Raw genomic sequence first — 25864 nt, forward strand, 5'->3', positions numbered from 1 at the left:
ATATGGCGAAAATATTGGCAGTAGATGATGAGAAAGATATTTTAATATTGATAAAAAATGCATTACTAAAAGACGAGCATTTAGTAACGGCAGTCTCTGATGCGACCGAAGTAAGTAAAATGGATCTGGGTGCCTTCGATTTAATTTTATTGGATGTGATGATGCCCGAAATTGATGGATTTACTTTATGTGGCCAAATACGCCATGCTGTAGATTGTCCCATCCTTTTTTTAACGGCTAAATCATTGGAGGAAGATCTAATGTATGGTCTAGGTCTTGGAGCAGATGATTTTATTATCAAGCCGTTTGGAATTGGTGAGCTACGTGCAAGAGTGTATGCGCATTTGAGACGCGAAAAAAGGGAAAGACGCAGTATCCTTTTTGTAGATAACATTCATTTCAATCTTTCTGGTAAAGAGCTGTTTGTAAATGAGGAAAAGGTAATGCTGACAAAAAGCGAATATGAAATATGCGAATTTCTAGCTCGGAATCGAGGACAGGTATTTTCGAAGGAAAAGATTTATGAAACTATTTTTGGGTTTGATGGGAAGAGTGACAGCACTGCCATTACTGAGCATATTAAAAATATCCGTTCAAAGCTACATACCTTTAATGTTGACGCCATTGACACTGTTTGGGGGATTGGATATAAGTGGAGACAATGAGGTCCAATAAAGGAACACGTTTACATACTTTTTTTCTTCGATATCTCTTTTTCCTATGTATAGGCACTATTCTTTTAGTAGTACTACTATTTAGTATATTTTTATTTGCTTTTTCCGCCAATATTGTATTGCCCGCAAATTATGCAGAAATTCAGATTTCATTATCAAAGGATCGCATAACGTCTAGTAGTTCGGTTACAGCTGATATTATTCCAGACCTTGTTGACTACGCTGTTTTGTCTAAAGATGGACAATTTTTTTCAGGGAGTCTTTCAGAAAAGGAAGCTATTAAGGCATGGAATGTAATGAAAAAGGGGGAAACTTCAAGTGGCTCCCAATTTTACTCGTTTATACAGCGAGAAAATGAGATTTGTATATTACGATATTATTTAGTACCCCAGTATCGTTCAGAATTTTTAAGAAAATATTTGCCTAATCCGCAACTATTAGAACTCCTATTGTTTATTATAGGGATAGTAACATATGCAACTGTGCTTGCTATTCATTTTGGAAGAAGTTTAAAGAAAAAAATGTTTGGCTTGCAGGAAGCGATTGAAAAAATACAAAATCAAAATTTGGATTTTACAATAAATACTTCAGGAATTCGTGAGATAGATGAAATATCCATTTCTCTTGAGCATATGAGGGAGGCATTAAACAGTTCTTTAAAACAGCAATGGGAATCAGAACAGGCACGTAGAGAGCAAATCTCTGCTCTTGCTCATGATCTGAAAACACCACTTACGATTATTAAAGGAAATGCAGAGCTTCTACAAGATACTGATCAAGATGATATTCAAAAAGAATATAATAATTATATTTTGAAAAATACAATAGAAATAGAAAAATTCACGAAAGAGCTGATCGATTTATCGAAAATGGAGAAAAGTATCGTTCGTGAAAAAATGAATGTTAAAACGGATGTATTTATGACAGAAGTAGAGCATCAAATGAGAGCTCTTTCGTTGGAAAAAAAGCTTCAAGTAGTTGTCCGAAAGGAAATGCTTCCCACTCTCATATGGATCGATGAAGAGCAGTTCTATCGAGCGATGATAAATGTTATTGCTAATGCGGTAGAGCACACACCTGAAAAGGGTAAGATATTATTAACCGTGCAAAGTGCTAATGATGTGATTCAATTTACCGTTACCGATAGCGGCTGTGGATTTTCTCCGAAGGATTTAAAAGAAGCTACCAAACAGTTTTATCGCGGAGACCCAAGCAGAAATGCAGGAAATCACCATGGGATGGGGCTTTATATTGCCCAATCAATTGTTCAGAGTCATAGTGGGGCACTGCAAATTGATAATGATTTAGCAGCAGGTGGAGGAAAAGTGACCATAACAATCCCAAACAATTTCTTCTTGAAGTAATTGTTTTACTGTCACTTTGCTTTTGGAAAGATAAACAAAATTATTCAAAATGCGGGTAATTATTTTTCTGATAGAAGGATCCTTTTGTTTATGCCTATTTTGGTATGGAACGGAAATTAGAGTCTTCTAATGAAGTTCATTAATATTATATTAGATAAAATGTATACAAGTTGATCTTCGTTATGGCTGGGCGACTCCTTGGGGATCAGCGGTAGAGGAACGAAGGCTAAAACCATCACATCCTGTTGCCCCAAGCGGCTCATCGGACGCCCCCGGGAAGCTTTGCTCTGTGCGAAAGCGAAGCGTCAGCGGCAAAGCGCCCAACCGGAACGGAAATCAATTCCACGCTATAATGGTGACCTTTAAATTAATAAATATCTTGAGAAAAGAGTGATTTTGGCAAATTTGCTAATATCATTCTTTTTGTTTTTGGAAAAAGGAAGAAATGGGGAGCGCGTTCAGGCAATAATATTCTAAAAAATGCTACAATAAAAGAAAAAAGAAGAGGCGATGATGCACGTGGATAACGTCATTGATTTTATTGCAAAGAAAAGAGAGCGCGAAGAAAGGCAGCGCGCACAGGATTTAGAAAAGTATGTTGCGACACAATGTAATTTCCATCAACCAGAAAATATTGATGCACTTGTTGAAGGAAAAATGATTGAAGTCAAAGATCATACGTTGTTTTTAGGTTTTCTCTCAATATTAAAAGATGAAAAAATTGATCCACTTGATATTTTTCAAGACGTATTTACATTAGAACCTTCCCGCTTTGAGATGTCCTATAATATGAGATGGTGGTCAGTCGTACAGCTTGCATTTACATTTTTAACAATTTTAAAGGAAAACGAGCCACATACATATGCAGATTTTCTTGGTTTATAAAATTAATCTAGAGTGTGTGCACGTCTTGAAAAGCTACATTAACGTGCGCATACAGAACTAGATTCCTTCTTATTCCCCCAAAATAACCCCCTTAAATAAAATGTACAACGACGTTGCATATTGCAGATTTTTTATACACGATTGAGTGACAACATCACGTTAGCCCAGAGCCTCTGGCATGAATGAAAAATATAGACTCATAGTGTTATTAGTATTAAGTTCAGAATAGAACGCATACAAATGATTAAATTCATTTTTAATATGAGAGGCGAGTAAAATTGTCAAAAACAGTTGATCAACCCTTTTTACCAGTTATTATACAATCAGGTCAATATGCATATGGGGTAGCCCGTTCCTTCTATGAGGCGTATCGTATGAAAAGTCTTGTATTAGAGCCTTCAATGAAAACAAAAGGTATTCGAACGCTTCTACTAGGTGGGGCGCTAGGAATAGCGACTCAAAATAGTGATATCCTGGATTTTCAATATGTGGACCGTTTAGATGAACCAGATTATTTTGTACAAGCTTTAATAGAAGTAGCGAAGCAGTTCAAACATAAAAAATTAATCCTTCTTGTATGTGATTGTTATTATGCGGAGCTGATCATTACTAATAAACAGACATTACAACATTATTTTATTTTGCCTTATATAGATGAGGGTTTAATGAAGAGGGTTCAAACAAAGGAAGAATTTTATAAGCAATGTGATTTATATAATTTAAAATATCCCCAAACGATCGTATTGACAAAGGAACATCATGTAACAAGTGAAATACCCTTCGATTATCCAATAATAATCAAGCCATCGAATTTCGTTGAATATTCGCGTTGTTCCTTCCCTGAGAAGAAAAAAGTATTTCTTGTAAAAAATGAAGAAGAGAAGCGGCATATTATTAAAAGCATTTATCGCTCTTCCTATAAAGATTCTTTAATTCTTCAAGAGTTTATTCCAGGTGATGATTCTTATATTCGGGTATTAGACGTTTACGTAGGAAAGGACAGGAAGGTTAAACTGATGTGTTTAGGGAACAAGCTCCTTGAAGATCCATCACCACAAAATATTGGAATCTCCTTGGCGATTATGACAGACTTCGATAAACAGCTTATGGACAACTTGCGCTATTTTTTGGAGGGCATTGGCTATAGTGGTTTTGCAAATTTTGATATGAAACTAGATGTTCGTGACGGGGAATTTAAAATATTTGAAATGAACTTACGATCGGGTGCTTCAAGCTATTACGTGACAGCAAGTGGTCATAATTTAATGCAATGTGTTGCTAATGATTATGTATTCAATGTACATCAAGAGCTAACGTATGTACAGACGAGGCATTTATGGTCACTCATTCCAAAAAGATTGTTATTCAAAGGCTTGAAAAATGTAAAACTGAAAATAGAAGCTAAGCAATTAATAAAACAGGACAAGTATTCGAATGCTCTATATTTTAGAGAGGATATGAACATAAAGCGTTGGGTAAAGCTTAAACTATATAATTTTTATTTAAATCTAAAATATAAAAAGTACTACAAATAAGGCCAAGATAATTTGGAGTTCTAAAAGAAGCAAAGCGGTGGTGGAAAAATTCTGCAAACTACGTGTAATTAAGTCTAAACCGCGACATTTAGTACACAAGCCTTGTAGGATGTTGCAATTATTCAGTATAATAGTAAAACGGGATTTCAAATGTATGGAATTCGTTTGAAAGGAGTTACCTGATTGCAATGAATGAAGAACAACGCTTAGCTAATCAACAAGTCAATCAACCAAAAAAAGAAGACAAGCCTGAAAAGGATTATAGTAAATATTTTGAAACGGTCTTTACGGCACCTTCATTAAAAGATGCTAAAAAACGTGGGAAAGAAGATGTTAAGTACCATAAGGACTTTAACATTGCAGAAGAGTTTGCAGGTATGGGAACAGGGCGTACTTTCTATATTCGTACGTATGGCTGTCAAATGAATGAGCATGATACAGAAGTTATGGCTGGGATTTTTATGCAGCTAGGATATACGCCTACAGATATAATTGATGAAGCTGACGTCGTATTACTGAATACGTGTGCCATCCGTGAAAATGCAGAAAATAAAGTATTTGGAGAACTTGGCTTCCTGTTAAAATATAAACGTAAAAATCCAGAAATGTTAATCGGGGTTTGTGGCTGTATGTCACAGGAAGAATCCGTGGTCAATAAAATTTTAAGAAGTTATCCGCATGTCGATATGGTGTTTGGTACACATAATATTCACCGTTTACCGAACATTTTAAAAGAAGCATATATGTCTAAGGAAATGGTCATTGAGGTTTGGTCTAAAGAAGGCGATGTAATTGAAAATCTGCCGAAAAAACGTCTTGGTTCCATCAAAGCTTGGGTAAATATTATGTACGGCTGTGATAAATTCTGTACGTATTGTATTGTACCTTATACACGTGGTAAGGAACGTAGTCGCCGTCCAGAAGAAATCATTGCTGAAGTTCGTGAACTAGCGGCTGCGGGTTATAAAGAAATTATGCTTTTAGGACAAAATGTCAACGCTTACGGTAAGGATTTTGAGGATATTGAATATCGACTTGGTGATTTAATGGATGAATTACGAAAAATCGATATCCCACGTATTCGATTTACAACGAGTCATCCACGTGACTTCGATGATCATTTAATCAAAGTACTTACAAAACGTGGTAACTTAGTGGAGCATATTCACTTACCAGTACAATCTGGTTCAAATGATGTGCTAAAAATTATGGCGCGTAAATATACACGTGAGCATTTCCTTGGATTAGTAGCGAAAATTAAAGCGGCTATTCCGGAAGTAACACTAACGACTGATATTATCGTAGGTTATCCTAATGAAACTGAAGAACAATTTGAGGAGACATTATCCTTGTACCGTGAAGTAGGTTTTGAAATGGCCTTTACTTATATTTATTCTCCTCGTGAGGGTACACCTGCTGCCAAAATGGTGGATAATGTACCTGAAGAAGTGAAAAAAGAACGTCTTCACCGATTAAATGCGGTAGTAGGGGAATACTCTCGCAAAGCATTAGAGAGCTTGAAGGGTGAAATAGTAGAAGTATTAGTCGAAGGAACGAGTAAAAAACGTGATGATGTGTTAGCTGGCTACACGCGTAAAAACCGTCTTGTAAACTTTAAAGCCCCAGCAGATCTAATTGGTCAATTAGTGAAAGTAAAAATAGTTGAAGCTACTTCATATTCACTGAGTGGTGAATTCGTAGAAGTAGTAAAAAATGAAAAGGTGGAAGCGTAAATGACACAAGTATTATATACAAAAGAAGATTTAATCAAGAAGTCACATGAAATTGCGCATATGATTGCCAATACGCCAGAAGTTGAATTTTTCAAAAAGGCAGAAGCACAAATCAATGAAAACCAACAAGTACGCGAACGTATTGCAAGTTTAAAAAGCCTACAAAAGCAAGCTGTTAACTTCCAACACTTAGGAAAAGAAAAAGCGCTTAAATTAATTGAAGATAAAATCGGAAAAATCGAAGAAGAAATCAACGCAATCCCAGTAGTTCAACAATTTAAAGAATCTCAAGGGGATGTAAATGATTTATTACAACTAGTGTCAAACACAATTGCAAACAATGTTACAAATGAGATTGTTCGTTCAACAGGTGGGGATTTACTTCGTGGAGAAACTGGCTCATACGTAGCAAATACAACACCAGGCAGTTGCTCATAAAAATAATTGAAGAAATAGCTCGAATGAATGCTTTCATTCGAGCTTTACTATTGTTAAAAAACTATTGTGTCAATGAAATGAAGATGCCTGTCGCTCTTCGTTTTATAATCATAAATTAAAGTGAAATGCCAGAAGAGACATACAATGTGAAATAGTTGATCTTCGTTACGGCTGGGCGACTCCAGGTATGCACCCAGCTGGAACGGAAATCAACCCCTCGATTTGCTGAAGAGACATACAATATAAGCAACAATTACGGCTAGGCTTCAATTTTCATAGATATTGGCGTGTTTCTGACAACATACTATGTAAAATGAATTTAATCCTTAATTCGATTCTATAAAAATATATGTTCACCCAATAGGCGCTACCTGCATATGATGGAGTGAAAAGAGTCGAAGGAGGAATTGCGCTGAAACGTTTACGACAAATCGTGACGAGAGCAGTAGTTGCCAAAGGGAAGAAGAGAACAGAAGAACGTGTAACATTATGTCCATCAAATAAGCCGACAAGCATTCTCGGTTGCTGGGTTATTAATCATACTTGCTCCGCGAAAAAAGTCGGTAAATTTGTAGAAGTATCAGGGAAGTTTGATGTCAATGTATGGTATGCCTATAGTAATCATTCGAAAACAGCAGTGTTTTCTGAAACGGTGCACTATAAAGACAAAGTGAAGCTTTCATTTAGAGAAGGCGAAGTAAGTGTTGGTGATGATGTACGTGTACGTGTCATTCAAGAGCCAAACTGCATAGAGGCAATCATTTCTCCATGCGGTACGAAATTTGAAATCTTAGTAGAACGTGAAGTCGTTGTAGAGGTAATGGGAGAAACGACGATTTGTATTAGTGTACATCCACTAGATTTCGAAGAGGAATGGAACTTTGATGATGAGAGCTCATCCTCGTCTTCATCTAGTTCGAGCTCAAGCTCAAGCTCATCTTCTTCGTCTAGCTCTAGTGGAGAAGGCAGGTATGTTTTAGAGTCTTCATCGTTTCCTGATGAACGACAAAGATAATAGTAAAGAACATATTTCTTTTATACATGCGAAGCGCTAGCATCTTAAAAAAAGGTGATTGAAGCGTTTCGCATGTATCTTTTGTTATAATAAAAATATCTATATGGTTAGAGCGAGGGAATTTTTAAAATGACAACATATACACCAATGATGCAACAGTATTTACAGGTAAAGGAAGATTACAAGGATGCCTTTTTATTTTTTAGATTAGGCGACTTTTACGAGATGTTTTTTGAGGATGCTATTAATGCCTCACAACTTTTAGAAATTACATTAACGAGCCGAGATGCTGGTGCAAAAGAGCGAATTCCAATGTGTGGTGTTCCACATCATTCGGCAAAAAATTATATTGAAACACTTGTGCAAAAGGGCTATAAGGTTGCAGTTTGTGAGCAAACAGAAGATCCGAAGCAAGCAAAAGGTGTAGTGAAGCGTGAAGTCGTACAACTTATTACACCGGGTACGATCATGGAAAGTAAGTCGCTCGATGGTAAATCCAATCATTTTATTGGCGCTGCAGAGCAATTTGATGATACGACATTTGGCTACGCTTATTTAGACTTATCTACAGGTGAAGCAGTAGCCTCCTCGATTGAGGGCGACGGTAAAGCACTATTAATGCAAATGCAGGCATACGGTATTCGTGAATTAATTGTCACGGAAAATTTGCAACTGCTATTAGCAGAGCATGCAGTTAATGTCGGTATCGTCCTTTCTATTGAAACAGATGAAATGACGTTGGCTAAAGCTGCACATTATGTAGAAGCGGTGCCGAATGATTTACAAATCGCTTGCCTTCGTTTGCTTCATTATATCGATAAAACACAAATGCGTTCCTTATCACATATCCAGGCATTTACGTATAATGAAATGAAAAATTATTTACGTATTGACTCTAGCTCTAAGCGTAATTTAGAGCTTATTCAATCTATTCGCGGCGGCGATCAAAAGGGCACGCTTTTATGGTTGTTGGATGACACCGTGACGGCAATGGGCGGACGGAAATTAAAGCAATGGTTACACCAACCTCTTGCTTCACGTTCTGCCATTGAAGCGAGACTAGCGAACGTCACTGATTTGTTGGAGGAGTATTTTGTAAGAACGGAGCTCCAAGCCTCTTTAAAACAAGTATACGATTTAGAACGTTTAGCTGGACGTGTAGCTTTTGGTAATGTAGGTGGACGTGATTTAGCGCAGCTACGTGATTCTTTACGTCAAGTACCTGTAATTCAGCAGCAATTACGTGGTGCTAATAAAGAAACATTGCAGAAGCTAGGCGCAGCACTTGATACGTGTGCGGATGTGGAGGTACTTTTAGCTCGTGCAATTACGGACAACCCACCAATTACGATTAAAGAGGGTGACGTCATTCGCGATGGCTATAATGAGCGTTTAGACGAGCTACGCAATGCCTCACGGAATGGGAAAGATTGGATTGCTCAGCTGGAGCAAGAGGAGCGGGCGAAAACAGGTATTAAAAACTTAAAAATCGGCTACAATCGAATTTTCGGTTATTATATTGAAATTACGAAATCTAATATCCATTTAGCTGATTTAACACGCTATGAACGTAAGCAAACTTTGGCAAATGCTGAACGTTATATTACGCAAGAGCTTAAGGAAAAAGAAGCATTAATTTTAAATGCGGAGGAAGAAAGTTTAACGTTAGAATATAATTTGTTTGTGGAAATACGTGATGAATTAAAGGCGTTTATTCCACGTGTACAAGCATTAGCGGCAAGTATTAGTGAGCTGGATGTGCTAGTAAGTTTTGCGAGTGTTTCAGAGAAATATCGTTTTACGAAGCCTGAGTTTCATGAAGGACGTGCGCTAGAAATTATTGAAGGGCGCCATCCAGTTGTTGAGAAAATGCTTAATAAGCAAATGTATGTGCCAAACGATTGTGTTCTTGAGGATAATAACAATATGATGCTGATTACAGGTCCGAATATGTCTGGTAAAAGTACGTATATGCGTCAAGTTGCACTAATTGTTGTGATGGCACAAATGGGCTGTTATGTGCCTGCTGAAAAAGCTAGATTACCAATTACAGATCAGATTTTTACACGCATCGGTGCGGCAGATGATTTAGCAGCGGGACAATCAACCTTTATGGTGGAGATGTTAGAATCTCAGCACGCCATTACGCATGCTACAAAAAATAGTTTAATGCTATTTGATGAAATTGGTCGCGGGACATCTACTTATGATGGCATGAGTCTTGCTCAATCCATGATGGAATACATCCATGATAAAATTGGAGCAAACACACTGTTCTCAACTCATTATCATGAATTAACGGCACTAGAAAAGGAGCTTCCTCGACTGCAAAATGTACATGTATCTGCTACTGAAAAAAATGGCACAGTTGTCTTTTTGCATAAGGTGAAAAAGGGGGCTGCCGATAAATCTTACGGGATTCATGTAGCACAGCTTGCTCAATTACCAGAGGAAATTTTAACAAGAGCACAAGTACTGCTTGAAAACTTCGAGGCAGGAAGCGAAGCTGGACACGAAGCCGGACACGAAGCCGAAAACGAAGTAGTCGTGGTACAGGAAGTTGATGAAAAGCCAATGCAAATGTCCCTATTTACAGAAGAAGAACCAATTTCTCCTGCAGAATCTGAGGTGCTTAAAAACCTAGAAAAAGTAAATATTCTAGGCACTTCACCAATGCAAGCGATGAATATTTTATATGAATTACAGCAACAACTAGTAAATGCAAAAAAGTAAAGGAGTGATGCGCTATGGGAAAAATACAAATTATGGACGAGTGGCTGTCCAATAAAATCGCGGCAGGGGAAGTAGTAGAAAGACCGGCCTCTGTAGTTAAAGAGCTTGTTGAAAATGCCATTGATGCAGGAAGTACGTCCATTGATGTTTTTTTACTAGAAGCGGGCCTCACTTCAATTCAGGTCATTGATAATGGTAGTGGTATGGATGAAGAGGATGCATTAATATCATTCTCTCGCCATGCGACAAGTAAAATTCATCAGGAGCATGATTTATTTCGAATTCGTACACTTGGCTTCCGTGGTGAGGCATTAGCTTCCATTGCATCAGTGTCAAAAATGACACTGATTACATCAAATGGTGAATCAGGAACGTATTTAGAGCTTGAGGGTGGGCATATCGCCACACATAAACCTGGCCCTTTGCGTAAGGGAACAGATCTTACAATAGCACAGCTATTTTTCAATACACCCGCTCGATTAAAATATATGAAAACAATACAGACCGAGCTTGGGCATACAATTGATCTAATGAATCGCCTTGCACTCGGAAATCCACAAATTGCGTTTAGATTGCTGCATAACGGCCAGCAATTGCTACAAACAAATGGACGAGGGGATGTTCAGCAAGTGTTAGCGGCCATTTACGGTGTGCATAATGCTAAAAAAATGGTGGCATTCAGTGGAGAATCACAGGATTATAAAATTTCTGGCTTTGTATCACTACCTGAGGTGACTCGTGCCTCGAAAAACTATATGTCGTTATTTGTGAATGGTCGCTGGGTGAAGCATTATTTAATACAAAAAGCGATTGTAGATGCTTATCATACGTATTTGCCCATTGAACGTTTTCCGATTGTAGCGCTCTTTATAGAGGGAGATCCTTATTTAACAGATGTCAATGTTCATCCTGCCAAGCATCAAATACGTTTAAGTAAGGAGCCTGAGCTTCTTAAGCTAATTGAGGAAACGATACGAGAGAATATTCGCCATGTTATTCGAGTACCGCAAATGGAAAAGAAGGAGAAAGTGGCAAAGTCTGAGACAGAGCAGTTAAATATTTGGAAACCTGCACCAAAGCTTAATGTGGAGAAAATGAATGCTATTGTAGAGAAACTTTATGATGTACAAACTGTTCAAGAGTCCAACACATTAGATCCTATAGTGCCACAATCTGAATCCGTCCCTACTGCCATTGAAGAAAGTTGGCAACCGACACCAATGATGGAAGTGAATCGTTCTGAAGAAGAAGTGACACTAGGAAAGCCAATGGAAGTTTTGGAGGATGAGCCTCCGAAAGAACCATTCCCTGCACTTGAAGTGGTAGGGCAAATTCACGGCACGTATATTGTTGCGCAAATGGAGGATGGTTTTTATTTAATTGATCAGCACGCTGCTCAGGAGCGTATTAAATATGAATTTTTCCGTGAAAAGGTCGGTCAGGTGAATCCGAATGAGCGTCAGGCTTTATTGCTGCCATTGACTTTCCATTATGCTGCTGACGAGGCTCTTATTTTAAGAGAAAATCGACAGGAGTTAGAAGCTGTAGGCGTATTTTTAGAGGAATTTGGTCAGGCATCATTTGTCGTAAGGGAGCATCCGAGCTGGTTCCCTAAAGGGGAAGAACAGGAAATTATTGAGGACTTAATTGAACAAGTGCTGACAACTAAAAAAGCGGACGTCAAAAAATTACGTGAGGCGGCAGCGATTATGATGAGCTGTAAAAAGTCGATAAAGGCCAATTATTATTTAACGAAAGAGCAAATGGAAGTGTTATTGCGAGATTTACGCAATGCCGACAATCCATTTACATGCCCGCACGGACGTCCAGTACTTATTCATTTTACATCTTATGAAGTGGAAAAAATGTTTAAACGGGTAATGTAATTATAACGCCTAGAACAAAGGTTCAAAGTAACATACACAGTACATGTGCATAAAAGGAATTTTGTAGGTAAAGCATATACAAATGACTCATCATCAAAAGTTGTGGATGACATTTTGCTAGAATGTATGTCATGGATATTAAGTTGATTGGAGTGGAGACTGGGCGACTCCTTGGGGATTAGCGTCACAGATGAGACCCTGCAGCGAAGCGAAGCGGCTCATCGGACGCCCTCAGGAAAGCGCCCAGTCGGAACGGAAATCAACTACATGTTATGGTGATGAGCTATACGAATGACATTGGAGTTTCTATGCTTAAAGTTATAACTAGTTATACAATCAGACATATACAGCAAAAGTTACACGTATTTTCAATTTATAGCAAATGGGGGAAAAAGGTATGTTTTCATTTGAGCATCGTCCTAAAATTATGCATTTTTTAGAGCAATATAGCTTTGACGTTTTAGTCATCGGTGGTGGCATTACTGGTGCTGGCATAGCACTTGATGCAGCATCGAGGGGGTTATCAGTCGCTTTGATAGAGAAGCAGGATTTTTCTGCTGGTACATCAAGCCGTTCAACAAAGCTTATTCACGGTGGACTTCGTTATTTAAAGCAACTTGATGTAGGTGTAGTAGCGGAGGTTGGGCGTGAGCGTGAAATTGTATATGACAATGCTGTTCACGTTACAACGCCTGAAAAAATGCTACTACCATTATATAAAAAGGGCTCACTTGGACCATTGTCAACATCATTGGCATTGAAGGTCTATGATCGATTAGCAGGTGTTAAAAAGCATGAACGTAGAACTATGTTAAACGCTCAGGAAACGGCAGCGCTAGAGCCTTTACTCAATCAAGATGAGCTTATTGGTGGTGGCTATTACGTTGAATATCGTACAGATGATGCCCGTCTAACTATTGAAGTGTTGAAAAAAGCTGTGGAATATGGGGCACTTTGTCTAAATTATGCGGAAATGACAGGGTTTTTATATGAGAAGAAAAAGCTTGTTGGGGCACAAGTGACGGATCATGTTACAGGGAAAACAATCGATGTGCATGCTGCGCAAATCGTCAATGCAACTGGACCTTGGGTAGATGAAGTCCGTCAAAAGGATAAAGTAGTAGACAAAAAACAATTACGTCTCACAAAAGGGGTCCATATTGTCCTTGATCAAAAAGATTTTCCATTACAGCAAGCCGTGTACTTTGATATAGTGGATGGGCGTATGGCCTTTGCAATTCCACGTGATGGTAAAACGTATGTAGGAACAACAGATACAGTTTACGAGGGAGACCCTACACATCCGGTCGCTACCCGAGAGGACGTTGATTATTTAATTGTAGCTGCAAAAACAGTGTTTCCAACTGCAAATATTTCAAGAGATACGGTTGAATCGTCGTGGGCAGGTGTGCGTCCACTTATTTATGAAAAAGGCAAGGATCCATCCGAAATTTCACGCAAAGATGAGATATGGACGGCTCCAAGTGGGCTAATAACAATTGCCGGTGGTAAACTGACGGGCTACCGTCAAATGGCAGAAACAATCGTTGATAAAATTGTAAAGATCCATAAATATAAGCACGCAAGTCCATGTGTAACACGTGAGTTGTCACTTTCCGGTGCAAAGGGCATTAATGCCATTAATTTCCCTGATTATAGTTCTTATAAAGCTAAAGAGGGCGTTCAGTATGGCCTTAATTATGATGAAGCAAAACAACTTGTACAAAAATATGGGACAAATGTTGACGCATTATATAACCAGGTGAAATTTTTACATGAGCACGGAAGTACGATGCCTTTAGTTTTACATGCCATGTTACTTTATGGCATAGAAGCGGAAATGGTGTATACGCCAAGTGATTTCTTTATTCGTCGAACAGGCTTATTATACTTTGATATTGATGCAGTAAAACGTTATAAACAGCAGGTCATTCAAGTGATGCAACAACATTTTAACTATACAGAGTCACAAAGAAATACTTATGTAGCTCAACTAGAGCAAGCTATTTTAGATGCAACAAATTTTGCAGAGGAAGGAGTGTAGGTAATGCGTTATATTGAAATGTCAGATGGCCATTTTCTGTTTATTCGAACATTAAAACCATCGAAGCCATGTATTGGTCATATTCATATATTGCATGGCATGGCGGAGCATAGTGAACGTTATGTTACATTTGCCAATAGCCTAAACGAAGCGGGCTATGCAGTGACAATGCATGATCATCGAGGGCATGGAGAAACAGCGGCCTATAATGGCACATTAGGTTTTTTTGCTGAACAAAATGGGTTTGATCGTGTCGTAGAGGATGCGCATGAAGTAGTAACATTTTTGCATGAACAATTTGCAGATGTACCATTAATTATATTTGGTCATAGTATGGGATCGTTCATTACTAGAAGATATATACAATTGCACAGCGATCAAGTGGATCACGTGATTCTTTGTGGAACAGGGAATGTTACAGCATTGCATACGATGGGGAATTTAGTAGCAAAAGTATTAGCCAAACAGCTTGGTAAAGAGACAGAGAGCAAGTTATTAAATAAGCTGAGCTTTGGTAGCTTTAATAAACAGTTCCCGAATTCGAAGACTGCTTATGATTGGTTATGTTCAGTAGAGGACGAAGTGGAAAAATATATAGATGATCCGTATTGTGGCTTTATCCCAACAAATCAATTTTTTGTCGATTTAACAACAGGTTTCAGGTCGTTAAATCGTAAAAGTGAAATAGCAAAAGTGAAAAAAGACTTACCGATATTATTGATAAGTGGTAGCAAAGATCCAGTAGGAGAACAAGGTCAAGGTGTATACGCTGTTGCAGAACAATTTACAGAAGCAGGCATACAGGACGTGACGGTCTACTTATTTGAGGATAAGCGCCATGAAATCCTAAACGAGGATAATCGAGAGGCAGTCTATCAAGTTTTATTACGGTGGTTAGAAAAATATGATACAAGATAAAATACAACAGGCAGAGGTCGTAGCAATCGTAGGACCTACAGCATCTGGGAAAACAGCATTAAGTATTGAGTTAGCAAAAAAATATAATGGAGAAATCATTAACGGTGACTCCATGCAAATCTATCGAGACTTAGATATTGGTACAGCTAAGATTACGGAAGAAGAGATGGAGGGTGTACCCCATCATTTACTAAGTTTCAAAGAGCCAACAGAATCCTTTTCAGTAGCAGACTATCAAAAATTAGTGCGAGCTAAAATTGCAGAAATTCAAACGCGTGGCAAGCTACCGATTATTGTAGGGGGCTCAGGTTTATATGTGCAGGCAGTACTCTTTGATTTTCAATTTACAGAGGAGCAGGTAGATGAGGTGGCACGGAAAGCCTATTATGAAGAACTGGGAAAATTAGGCCCAGAGGCGATGCATGCTAAGCTGAAAAAACTTGATCCACAAACAGCGGAGACTATTCATCCAAATAATACTCGCCGTGTCATACGTGCGTTAGAGATGATTGAGCTTAGTGGCGTTTCAAAGGCATCCGAAGAACAAAATCGTGGAGAGGTTCCACTGTACAATCATGTGATTTTAGGGCTCGGGCAAAATATGTCACGTGAAGTGCTCTATGATCGTATTAACCGTCGTGTTGATATAATGATGGAAAAAGGACTTTTAGAAGAAGTAAAGGGCTTATGGCAGAGAAATATTCGTGGTGTGCAATCAATCCAAGCAATCGGCTACAAAGAATTATACGATTACTTAGATGGTAAATGCTCTTTAGAAGAAGCCGTTGACAGCTTAAAGCAAAATTCTCGCCGCTACGCGAAAAGACAGCTAACATATTTCCGTAACAAAATGGATGTATATTTTGTTAATAATGAAGAAAAACTTTGAATAATTTCTAAAAATTACTAATTGCTAAATTGGTAGAACATGCTACTATAGGAATGAAGAGGTAGAAAGAGAGTATAGGGAGGTATATTTGATGAAATCAATTAACTTGCAAGATACATTCTTAAACCATTTACGTAAAAATAATGTCTTTGTAACTGTGTTTTTGTTAAACGGATTTCAGTTAAAAGGAACTGTGAAATCCTATGATAATTTTACAGTATTATTACTAGATGCTGATAGCAAACAACACCTTATTTACAAACACGCTATTTCTACATTTGTTCCAGCAAAGCAAGTGGATTTTTTAGAGACAGGTGAATAGATCATTCATCATCAAAAGTTTGGGAATCAGATTTTATAAAACGTTTACCATTTGAATAAGTTGCTCTTCGTTACGGCTGAGTGACTCCTTGGGGATTAGCGATTTAGAGGGACGAAGGCTAAAAGCATCACGTCCAGTGATAACGCCTTCGTGACCAACAACAAAGCGCCCAGTCGGAACGGAAATCAACCTCACGTTATGGTAAGGAGCCGCAAAAAACTATACTTAAACAGTTAGTGTTCTTGACACTAGCTGTTTTTTTGCCTTCAGGCTATAATGTAAGAGGAAATTGACATTTTGGAGGACTACACAGATGAAATCTATGGATACAACAGAAATAGTAGAACTATTAGATGCAAACGAAGACCTATTCATTATTGATGTTCGTGAAGAGGATGAGGTAGCTCAGGGTATGATTCCTGGTGCTCAGCACATTGCTCTTGGGACAATCCCTGAGCGCTTAGAAGAATTAGATACTGCTAAGCCATACATTATCGTTTGCAAGGCAGGCGGACGTTCAGCAAATGCTTGTGCATATCTAGAAGCTCAAGGCTTTGACGTAACAAACCTTGAAGGCGGCATGCTTGCTTATGATGGAGAGTTAGAATTTAAATAATGACATAATAAAAAAAGAAAGAGCCTTTCAATATTCGCTCTTTCTTTTTTTATTGCGCTTATTTTTTTAGTGAGTCTATAATAAGGCTAAAATTTTTTTCGAAATGATTGTATGGATTTTCATTTTTTAGCTCCCGGATCTTTAGGTTATAACTGGCAAAGTTTAAACCGGCACCGTAAATTTGTAATGCGCCATTCGCAAGATCTCCTCTCTGAAGGTGTTCTATACCTTCCATTAAGAAGTTTTCGCTCTCATCGAAGTGACATTCAGTAATGTTTTTATCTCCACTGTGAAATAACTTTAAGTTTTCAATGATTTTATTCGCTGTATCTTCACTTATTGAAGCGTCTACATTGATTAATATTTGGTTTATCGGTTTTACTAGCTGAGCATATCGGCTATCATAATTCTCGCATGTTTCAGCAATTGCGTTTCTTAGCTCTTTTGTGTCCAACGTCTCTTCACCTACCTTTTTAATTTTGTCCTGCCTTAGATTTTATTAACTCCCAAACTTATTTAGCACACCAGTTTTCATTAATTTTTATCGTTTTGGCACTTATCAAAAGATAGCATCTAGCATTAATATTCTTGCGCGCGAATATTCAGAAATGTGTTACAATTAAAACCGTTAAGGAGGGATAAGTATGTATCGAACAATAGCACCCCCAACAATGTCTTTACAGTAGAATCTACTGTTTAGGCATTCATTAAAAGCTTGCTAATTCTCAATAGATTCTACTGTATATCGGAGACTATATACATGTAGAAAGTAGGAATTAGAAATGAGCGGAAAACCATCTTTTATTGTATCGATGATTATTTTTGGCGCTGTCGGTGTTTTTGCAAAATATATTAAGTTGCCTTCAAGTGAAATAGCCTTTTGGATGAGTCTCATTGGCTCTTGTTTTTTACTGTTGATTTTCCTTTATAAAAAAGAAAAATTTACGAAAACAACTATTTTGCAAAATAAATGGCCATTGATACTTTCGAGCTTTGCTTTATGTGGCAATTGGATTTTTCTTTTCCAAGCGTACAAGGAAACAACCATCGCAAATGCGGCACTAAGCTACTATTTTGCTCCAGTACTAGTAATTTGTTTATCACCAATCATTTTGAAAGAGAAAATAGTTGCACGGAAAATCTTTTATGTTTGTGTTGCACTAGTAGGCCTGTATTTTATTGTCCAAAGTCAAACTACCGAAACGAGCGAACATTATGTCGGAATTATCTATGGGCTTATTGCAGCTTGTTTCTATACAATAGTTACATTCACCAATAAGTATATTCATGGCTTAAAAGAGCCCGATAATACGATTATTCAGCTTGCTTTAGCAGCGTTATTCCTCGCACTTTATCTTGTGGGGACTAATGGGTTCAAAGTAATACAAATCGATATAAAATCAATTAGTTTACTTATAGCATTGGGCATCGTCCATGCTGGGATCGGCTTCTATCTGTTCTTTTTCGGAATGCGTCATTTAAAAGGGCAAAGTATAGCTATTTTAAGCTATATTGATCCGCTAACATCATTACTGATTTCGGCGATAATTATTGGAGAAAAAATGACGACCCTACAAATAATAGGCGCTATTCTTTTGCTCGGTGCAACATGTCTGAGTGAATTAGACAAAACAAAGTTGATCTCACAGCGATAAACAAACAGGAAGCTCCCAAGCCTTTATGCATGGGAGCTTCTATTTTTGCTTAATGACATACTATAAAAAATAATTAAAGAGAAAAGGGACCAGCATATCCGTTCACTAAAAAAACCATGAAGCTTGAAAATTTAAAATGTTGACACATTAAACACTTTGACGTAAATTAAAAATAATTGCATAAAAGCATTAGGTGCCCATTGCGGGAGAATAGGGAATAAAGTGAAAAGCTTTAGCGGTCCCACCACTGTAAAAGGGAGTTTCATAGAGAATGCCACTAGCATCGTTCTGGGAAGGTTCTATGAAATGTTGAAATTGAGCCAGGAGACCTGCCTATCTGCTTCGTATTATATAGACGATGGAAAAGTCTGTAGTTTATTTGTTATGGATAAACTACAGGCTTTTTATTTTTTTCTCTAAATCATTCTTCGAGTAACAAGGGCAAATAAGAAAGGGGAAATTTTCATGCAATTATTACAACAAACGATCCAAAACATTCAAAGTGCAGACCACAAAATGATGGGGCAGGCAAAAGAACGCATAGATGCACTTTGCAAGCCTCCTGGTAGTTTGGGGAAGCTGGAAACTCTAGCTGTGCAACTATCCGGTATTACAGGTGAACTATATCCTGCAATTGATAATAAAGCAATTATTGTCTGTGCCGCGGATCATGGTGTCTGTGAAGAAGGAGTGACGCCGAATCCACAAAATGTGACGGTCTTCCAAACGCTAAATTTCCCAAGAGGAGGAACAGGTGTCTGTGCTGTCGCGAAAATAACGAATGCAAAAATTGTTACGGTAGACGTTGGGGTTAAAGAGGATATTCCACATGATGCTGGTGTCATCATTAAAAAGATTAAATATGGTACGGATAATATGGCAAAGGGTCCTGCTATGTCAAAGGAAGAAGCCATTCAATCAATTGAAGTAGGAATTGAAGTAACTACGGAAGAAATCAAAAAAGGGATAAATGTACTCGGGACAGGTGAAATGGGTATCGGTAATACAACACCTAGTGCTGCTATATTATCGGTTCTTCGCGAGTGTCATCCGAATGAAGTGACAGGCTTCGGTGCAGGAGTTGGACCAGGAGGAATAGCACATAAAGTAGAAGTCATCCACAAAGCTATAGCATTAAACAAACCAAATCGTCATGATGCTATTGATGTTCTTGCAAAAGTCGGAGGGTTAGAAATTGGCGCGATGGCAGGGGTAATACTTGCTGCTGCTGCACATCGCAAACCTGTTGTTATTGACGGCTTTATTTCTACTATCGCTGCTCTAATTGCGTACGAACTTGAGCCAAACGTAAAAGACTATATTATTCCTTCTCATGCTTCTGAAGAACCTGGTGCAAAAATTGCTGCTGAAATGCTCGGAATTGAACCAATGCTACAAATGAATATGCGATTAGGAGAGGGCTCTGGTGCAGCTTTAGCCTTTCCTATTTTGGATGCAGCAAGCTCTATGATGAAAAACATGACTACATTAGAGGAAGCTATGTTACTGTTGAAAAAGTAGATTTATTAATCTTTAGGTACTTATTGTCGCTGCTGTGGATGCACGGCGTTTGTGAAAATAAGAAAAATTCAAAACAAGCCCAAATCTGATATTTGGGCTTGTTAATATGCAACGGTATAGCTATGCTCGATTCAACTTCCGCAACGGTAACCGCCATTTCTTCGTATATGAAAGTATTCTTAATACTGTGATCACACCAAATAATACATATAAAAAGATATCCCCTGAGAAAAGTTGAAGTCCGATAATAAGCCCGGCTAGTGCTGCCCAAACACCATAAATTTCATCACGGAGGACTAATGGTTGTCGTCTAGCTAATAAATCGCGAACAATTCCACCACCTGACCCTGTTAAGACAGCAGCTACAATAACTGCACTAATAGGCATGTCGAGCTTTACAGCATAGAGAGCACCTTGAATGGCAAATGCGGATAATCCGATAGCATCGGTAAAATTGCCCCAGCGATGCCAATGCTGAATAAGACGGTGCGGAAATAAGAAAAATAGCGTAATCGCTGCAATGGCAATTTGGAACATCATATCTTGACCCCAAAGTGTAGTTACAGGTAAACCTATCAATAGATTTCGTATAGCTCCACCACCGAAAGCAGTTACGATACCGAGTATATAGACACCGAATAAATCATATTCTTCTTCCATTGCAATTATTGCCCCGGAAATAGCGAAGGCAATTGTTCCAATGATACTAAAAACCTCCCAAGCCAACCCTTTCACCCCTTAAGTGAATAAAATCATTTCTTGTTGTAGATTAGTTACTAATACGAACTAGAAAACATTAAAGTCTTCTTTTTTGTATCAGAAGCAAAGAAAGCATCGACTTATGATTTGGAATTATCAGATATTAAGTATCTAATTATAGCAGAAATGCATAGATATAGTTTTTAATTTAACTAAGCGCCTAAATGCAATTAGAAACACAAGCAATTTTTGCAGGCAAGCTCACAAATTGTTAAGATAAGATTTGAACAAATGTGAAATGGAGAAGAACATAATGACTTTTACAACCAATTTATTAGAAGAAACACTAGCATTAGCTGCTAAAATAGAAGATAAGGTACGCCCTTTTCATGCAAAGGTAGAAGATATGGCGTTCTTCAATCAACAAAAAGTGCTTGCTGCATTCCGAAAGCATCAAGTAAGTGATTATCATCTGCACCCATCTAACGGTTATGGCTATGATGATGAAGGGCGTGACAATCTAGAACGTGTTTATGCAGAGGTTTTTGGAGCGGAGGCTGCTATTGTGCGTCCGCAAATTATTTCTGGTACACATGCAATCACACTTAGCTTATTCGGAGTACTACGTCCTGGTGATGAATTACTTTATATTTCGGGGCAGCCGTATGATACATTGCAATCAATAGTCGATGGTGGCGATAAAGATACTGGCTCGTTAAAAGATTATAAAATCGGTTATAGCCATGTGGATTTATTGAATAATCAAGAGATTGATTGGGAAGGTGTTGCAGCTGCAATTACAGCAAACACAAAAATGATTGCTATCCAACGTTCGAAGGGCTATGCAACACGCCCATCCTTTACTATTTCGCAAATTGCAGAAATGTGTGCAAAGATCCGTGAATTAGCACCGAACGCAGTTATTTTCGTTGATAATTGCTACGGAGAATTTGTTGAGGCACTAGAACCGACAGAGGTTGGAGCGGATTTAATAGCAGGCTCGCTCATTAAAAATCCTGGTGGAGGCTTAGCGAAAATTGGTGGTTATATTGCAGGTCGTGCAGATTTAGTAGAAAAATGTGCTTACCGTATGACATCGCCAGGTATTGGTGCTGAGGCAGGTGCAACATTAAATACGCTCGGTGATTTCTATCAAGGATTTTTCCTCGCGCCACATGTTGTATCTCAAGCATTAAAAGGTGCCATTTTCACAGCTGCTATGCTGGGAGAAATAGGCATGAATACATCGCCAAGGTATGATGCGAATCGTACGGATTTAATTCAATCGGTTTCTTTCCAAAAGGCGGAACAAATGATTGCTTTTTGCCGTGAAATTCAAGCAAACTCACCAATTAATGCGCATTATGCACCAGAGCCAGCGTATATGCCTGGCTATGAAGATGATGTCATCATGGCTGCTGGAACTTTCATTCAAGGTTCAAGCATTGAGCTCACAGCAGACGGTCCTATTCGTCCGCCATTTACCGCCTTTATTCAAGGTGGGTTAACATACGAGCACGTAAAATTTGCTATTTGTAGTGCTGTTCAAAAAATCCAAAAATAAGTAACGAAAAACTATTCAAAACCTCCTTTTGAATAGTTTTTTTACTTATGAACGAACAGTTGAAGATGAAGCTTCTTAAAGTGAATGCCATTTATCATCATTCAGTAGAAGACTACTTCATGATGAAATATCCTAACACCTACTGAATGGAGATAAAGCCTCCGGCGGATGTCACGGATCTTCAAAATCCGGAAGCAATTACGACAAGGCGAAATTGATATAAGTTGATTGGAGTGGAGGCTTGGCGACTCCTTGGGGATTAGCGATAGAGGAACGAAGGCTAAAACCATCACATCCCGTGATAATGCCTTCGTGACCAACACCGTGTTGGCCCGAGACCCTGGAGCGAGCAACGCGAGTGAAGCGGCTCATCGGACGTCCCCGGGAAAGCGCCAAGCCGGAACGGAAATCAACCCCACGTTAGGATGTGAAGTATAGTTTTTTACAATTTTTCATCATTTCAAAAAAATATTTTAATCCATGTTAGGAAAGCTTACATGAGTGGTTGACACTATAAATTTTTCGTTATATGATTAGCGAGTATTGGAGGGGAACTTAAATGAGTCGTGAAATTAGACGAACTATGCCGTTATTATCTATGAATATCGTAATGCAATTGACAGAGCTTTCGGCACGTCAGATTCGTTATTATGAAGAACACCATTTAATTGAGCCGCACCGAACAGAAGGCAACCGTCGAATGTTTTCATTAAATGACGTCGATACACTGCTGGAAATTAAAGATTATTTGGATCAGGGTATGAACATGGCGAAAATTAAAAAGCTGTTCGCTAAAAAGAATGAACCTGTTTCAACAGATGAGCGTGATTTAAGTGACTCAGAATTACGTAACATCATGCGTGAAGAAGTGCGTCAAGCACAGCGCATGCAAAAATCATCCATCCGTCGAGGGGATTTATCTCGATTCTATTAATAAAAGGCAACATCATTCATGTCTTTATTAATAGAGTAGGGTAATTATAAAAAGCTAGACAATTTATAGGAGTGTGGAAAACTGTGGGTAAATACACTAAAGAGGACATTAAACGTCTAATCGAAGAAAAAAATGTAAGCTTTATACGTCTACAATTTACAGATATTCTTGGCACAATCAAAAACGTTGAGATTCCTGTAAGCCAATTAGACAAAGCACTAGAAAACAAAATGATGTTTGATGGCTCATCCATTGAAGGCTTCGTACGTATCGAAGAATCAGATATGTATTTACATCCTGATTTAGATTCTTTCGTAGTGTTCCCTTGGACTTCTGAAAAAGGGAAAGTAGCACGTTTCATCTGTGATGTATACACTGCTAAAGGCGAGCCATTTGCTGGTGACCCACGAAATAACTTAAAACGTATCCTTAAGAAAATGGAAGATATGGGATTCTCAAGCTTCAACTTAGGACCTGAACCAGAATTCTTCTTATTTAAATTAGATGCAAAAGGTGAACCGACATTAGAAGTGAACGACCACGGTGGTTACTTCGACTTAGCACCAACTGATCTTGGCGAAAACTGCCGTCGTGATATCGTACTAGAGCTAGAAGAAATGGGCTTCGAAATTGAAGCATCTCACCATGAGGTAGCTCCTGGACAACACGAAATCGACTTCAAATATGCAGACGCAATCACAGCTTGTGACAATATTCAAACGTTCAAATTAGTTGTTAAAACAATTGCACGTAAACACGGTCTACATGCTACATTCATGCCGAAGCCATTATTCGGTGAAGCGGGTTCTGGTATGCACTTTAATGTTTCATTATTTAAAGGTAAAGAGAATGCATTCTTCGATGAATCTACTGAACTAGGTCTTTCTGAAACAGCAATGCAATTCATGGCAGGTGTCCTTTCACACGTTCAAGGCTTCACAGCTGTGACAAATCCAACAGTTAACTCTTATAAACGTCTTGTACCTGGTTATGAAGCGCCGTGTTATGTAGCATGGTCAGCTCAAAACCGTTCACCACTGATCCGTATCCCATCAGCACGTGGTCTTTCGACTCGTGTAGAAGTACGTTCTGTGGACCCATCTGCTAATCCGTATTTAGCGATGGCTGTTATTTTAGAAGCTGGTCTTGAAGGGATCCGTCGAAACTTAACACCACCAGCTGCTATTAACCGAAACATCTACGTGATGTCTGATGAAGAGCGTAAAGCGAATGGTATCGCAAACTTACCACCAGCGCTTGATGATGCTTTAGCATTACTTGCTAAGGATGAAGTAGCTCAAGCAGCTTTAGGTGAGCATATTTATGCAAACTTTAAAGAAGCAAAAGAAATCGAGTTCGACATGTACCGTACAACAGTACACCAATGGGAACGCGATCAATATTTAAAAATGTACTAATTAAAACGTTGGGGCTATGAGGCTCCAACGTTTTTTTGTGCGCCTGGCCTGGAAGTACATCATTTTATGCGGTATCTTCTGATAGAATTTAGTAAATTTTATCAAAAGAAGGTCTTCAAAATAATAAAAAGAACGCAAATTAATACATAAAAGCTAAGTTATTCGTAAATATTTAAGTTTTTCTTATATGCCCTATACACACTTGACTACGTGCATTATTATTTTAAAAGAGGTGAATTAAATGGAGATAGTATCATCGTTTGGATTTATAAGTATATCAATTTTTTATCTTTATCAAATTATCTTTTTTATCTTTTTCAGAAAAAAAGAACCTAAAGAAGCTTCTTTAAAGTATTATAAATTTACATGTGTGATTAATTTCTTGATTTTTCTCGCGACTCTTCCAGTAGTGTTTTTACTTGGTGCTATGTCATCATCTCTTTTTCCGTTTTTAATCATCAGTGGTTTACCATTACTATTCTTCATTTGGTCACTAAGAGATTTACTAATTTTACAAAAAAAAGAAATAAATAGATACATAGACTAATAAAAAATGCATTCAACAACCATTTTTAGCGATAAGGAAGTCAATTTTATTAAAAGTCAAGAGGTTAAGTAATTCGCTTGTTACATCAGTATTCTTTATGAAATGTACAACATTATAACGAATTATTTTTAAGCTGAACTAATTTCTGCATTAGTTCAGCTTTTATTTGTGATTAGAACTCCCGAACCTTTTTCACCTTTCGAATTATCTAATTTCCCTCTTTCTTTAATCGTTCCACTTCAATTTGATTGACCATTTCAAAATCAATTTCACTAAAAGAGGAATTCAACAATCCCTGCTCTTCCTCATAATCAAACCCCGTCGCCCCCTGGAAATGCACTTTTCCCTGAAATACTTTCTTTTTCGGTTCGTAATGATCCTCTAATGTAACCAAATCGGTAGCTAATAAAACCTCCATCAGATTTTCATGAGGCATATGACTAGCTTTCTTTATTTCCATATTTTGCACTCTAT

At 38.0% G+C, this 25864-nt stretch carries 23 protein-coding genes and 1 riboswitch; of the genes, 20 read left to right on the top strand and 3 right to left on the bottom strand.

Annotation, left to right across the window (positions count from 1 at the left end):
- The first annotated feature begins 2 nt into the window (after positions 1 to 2).
- The 14 genes from B1B04_RS06680 (at position 3) to B1B04_RS06745 (ending at position 17052) form a co-directional block, all read left to right on the top strand.
- Positions 3 to 665, top strand: a complete 663-nt coding sequence (locus B1B04_RS06680) for a response regulator transcription factor (RefSeq protein WP_079560544.1) — start codon at positions 3 to 5, stop codon at positions 663 to 665.
- Positions 662 to 2038, top strand: coding sequence for a sensor histidine kinase (locus tag B1B04_RS06685; RefSeq protein WP_240518240.1), 1377 nt, complete (start codon positions 662 to 664; stop codon positions 2036 to 2038). Before B1B04_RS06680 ends, B1B04_RS06685 begins: the two co-directional genes overlap by 4 nt.
- 513 nt (positions 2039 to 2551) lie before the next feature.
- Positions 2552 to 2923, top strand: coding sequence for an ELKS/Rab6-interacting/CAST family protein (locus B1B04_RS06690; RefSeq protein ID WP_240518225.1), 372 nt, complete (start codon positions 2552 to 2554; stop codon positions 2921 to 2923).
- Between the two features lie 278 nt (positions 2924 to 3201).
- A complete protein-coding gene (locus B1B04_RS06695; protein WP_079560546.1) occupies positions 3202 to 4458 on the top strand; it encodes a carboxylate--amine ligase in 1257 nt (418 codons plus the stop codon).
- Between the two features lie 188 nt (positions 4459 to 4646).
- Complete coding sequence (gene miaB, locus B1B04_RS06700) at positions 4647 to 6191, top strand: tRNA (N6-isopentenyl adenosine(37)-C2)-methylthiotransferase MiaB (protein WP_079560547.1); 1545 nt, start codon at positions 4647 to 4649, stop codon at positions 6189 to 6191.
- Positions 6192 to 6629, top strand: coding sequence for a YlbF/YmcA family competence regulator (locus B1B04_RS06705; RefSeq protein WP_079560550.1), 438 nt, complete (start codon positions 6192 to 6194; stop codon positions 6627 to 6629).
- Positions 6630 to 7014: 385 nt separating this feature from the next.
- Positions 7015 to 7644 carry an outer spore coat protein CotE gene (gene cotE, locus B1B04_RS06710; RefSeq protein WP_240518226.1) on the top strand — a complete coding sequence of 210 codons (630 nt, stop codon included), beginning with the start codon at positions 7015 to 7017 and terminating at the stop codon, positions 7642 to 7644.
- Between the two features lie 129 nt (positions 7645 to 7773).
- Positions 7774 to 10377 carry a DNA mismatch repair protein MutS gene (gene mutS, locus B1B04_RS06715; RefSeq protein ID WP_079560552.1) on the top strand — a complete coding sequence of 868 codons (2604 nt, stop codon included), beginning with the start codon at positions 7774 to 7776 and terminating at the stop codon, positions 10375 to 10377.
- 14 nt (positions 10378 to 10391) lie between these two features.
- Positions 10392 to 12263 (top strand): DNA mismatch repair endonuclease MutL, encoded by a 1872-nt coding sequence (gene mutL / locus B1B04_RS06720; RefSeq protein ID WP_079560554.1) that lies wholly within the window; start codon positions 10392 to 10394, stop codon positions 12261 to 12263.
- A 397-nt stretch (positions 12264 to 12660) separates the two neighbouring features.
- Complete coding sequence (locus B1B04_RS06725) at positions 12661 to 14307, top strand: glycerol-3-phosphate dehydrogenase/oxidase (RefSeq protein WP_079560556.1); 1647 nt, start codon at positions 12661 to 12663, stop codon at positions 14305 to 14307.
- 3 nt (positions 14308 to 14310) lie between these two features.
- Positions 14311 to 15225: an alpha/beta hydrolase gene (locus B1B04_RS06730; RefSeq protein WP_079560558.1), complete on the top strand. Its 915-nt coding sequence runs from the start codon at positions 14311 to 14313 to the stop codon at positions 15223 to 15225.
- On the top strand, positions 15212 to 16114 hold the full coding sequence (miaA, locus tag B1B04_RS06735; protein ID WP_079560561.1) for a tRNA (adenosine(37)-N6)-dimethylallyltransferase MiaA: 903 nt from the start codon (positions 15212 to 15214) through the stop codon (positions 16112 to 16114). The genes B1B04_RS06730 and miaA overlap by 14 nt, the downstream gene beginning before the upstream one ends.
- Before the next feature lie 91 nt (positions 16115 to 16205).
- Positions 16206 to 16436 (top strand): RNA chaperone Hfq, encoded by a 231-nt coding sequence (gene hfq, locus B1B04_RS06740; protein WP_079560563.1) that lies wholly within the window; start codon positions 16206 to 16208, stop codon positions 16434 to 16436.
- A gap of 313 nt (positions 16437 to 16749) precedes the next feature.
- Positions 16750 to 17052: a rhodanese-like domain-containing protein gene (locus tag B1B04_RS06745; protein ID WP_079560565.1), complete on the top strand. Its 303-nt coding sequence runs from the start codon at positions 16750 to 16752 to the stop codon at positions 17050 to 17052.
- A 58-nt stretch (positions 17053 to 17110) separates the two neighbouring features.
- Here the strand turns inward: B1B04_RS06745 and B1B04_RS06750 are convergent, their stop codons facing one another.
- Positions 17111 to 17506, bottom strand: a complete 396-nt coding sequence (locus B1B04_RS06750; protein WP_079560567.1) for a hypothetical protein — start codon at positions 17504 to 17506, stop codon at positions 17111 to 17113.
- A 328-nt stretch (positions 17507 to 17834) separates the two neighbouring features.
- On the opposite strand from B1B04_RS06750, the gene B1B04_RS06755 reads away from it, so the two are divergent.
- Positions 17835 to 18707: a DMT family transporter gene (locus B1B04_RS06755; protein ID WP_079560570.1), complete on the top strand. Its 873-nt coding sequence runs from the start codon at positions 17835 to 17837 to the stop codon at positions 18705 to 18707.
- Between the two features lie 174 nt (positions 18708 to 18881).
- Positions 18882 to 19058: riboswitch (cobalamin riboswitch) on the top strand.
- A gap of 114 nt (positions 19059 to 19172) precedes the next feature.
- Positions 19173 to 20228: a nicotinate-nucleotide--dimethylbenzimidazole phosphoribosyltransferase gene (cobT, locus tag B1B04_RS06760; RefSeq protein WP_079560572.1), complete on the top strand. Its 1056-nt coding sequence runs from the start codon at positions 19173 to 19175 to the stop codon at positions 20226 to 20228.
- 120 nt (positions 20229 to 20348) lie between these two features.
- On the opposite strand, the gene B1B04_RS06765 is transcribed toward cobT, so the two are convergent.
- Positions 20349 to 20954 carry a trimeric intracellular cation channel family protein gene (locus tag B1B04_RS06765; protein ID WP_079560574.1) on the bottom strand — a complete coding sequence of 202 codons (606 nt, stop codon included), beginning with the start codon at positions 20952 to 20954 and terminating at the stop codon, positions 20349 to 20351.
- A 286-nt stretch (positions 20955 to 21240) separates the two neighbouring features.
- On the opposite strand from B1B04_RS06765, the gene B1B04_RS06770 reads away from it, so the two are divergent.
- The 4 genes from B1B04_RS06770 (at position 21241) to B1B04_RS06790 (ending at position 25390) form a co-directional block, all read left to right on the top strand.
- Complete coding sequence (locus B1B04_RS06770) at positions 21241 to 22491, top strand: methionine gamma-lyase family protein (RefSeq protein WP_079560578.1); 1251 nt, start codon at positions 21241 to 21243, stop codon at positions 22489 to 22491.
- 559 nt (positions 22492 to 23050) lie between these two features.
- The gene (locus B1B04_RS06780) at positions 23051 to 23425 is read left to right on the top strand and encodes a MerR family transcriptional regulator (protein ID WP_079560583.1); all 375 of its coding nucleotides are present in this window, start codon (positions 23051 to 23053) and stop codon (positions 23423 to 23425) included.
- Positions 23426 to 23508: 83 nt separating this feature from the next.
- Entirely contained in the window at positions 23509 to 24843 is a 1335-nt protein-coding gene (gene glnA, locus B1B04_RS06785; protein ID WP_079560586.1) for a type I glutamate--ammonia ligase, read from the top strand.
- A gap of 241 nt (positions 24844 to 25084) precedes the next feature.
- The gene (locus tag B1B04_RS06790) at positions 25085 to 25390 is read left to right on the top strand and encodes a hypothetical protein (protein ID WP_079560588.1); all 306 of its coding nucleotides are present in this window, start codon (positions 25085 to 25087) and stop codon (positions 25388 to 25390) included.
- A gap of 208 nt (positions 25391 to 25598) precedes the next feature.
- On the opposite strand, the gene B1B04_RS06795 is transcribed toward B1B04_RS06790, so the two are convergent.
- Positions 25599 to 25850, bottom strand: a complete 252-nt coding sequence (locus tag B1B04_RS06795) for a hypothetical protein (protein WP_079560590.1) — start codon at positions 25848 to 25850, stop codon at positions 25599 to 25601.
- Positions 25851 to 25864 lie beyond the last annotated feature (14 nt).

It is taken from the genome of Lysinibacillus sp. KCTC 33748 (assembly GCF_002237755.1).
Taxonomy (GTDB): domain Bacteria; phylum Bacillota; class Bacilli; order Bacillales_A; family Planococcaceae; genus Lysinibacillus.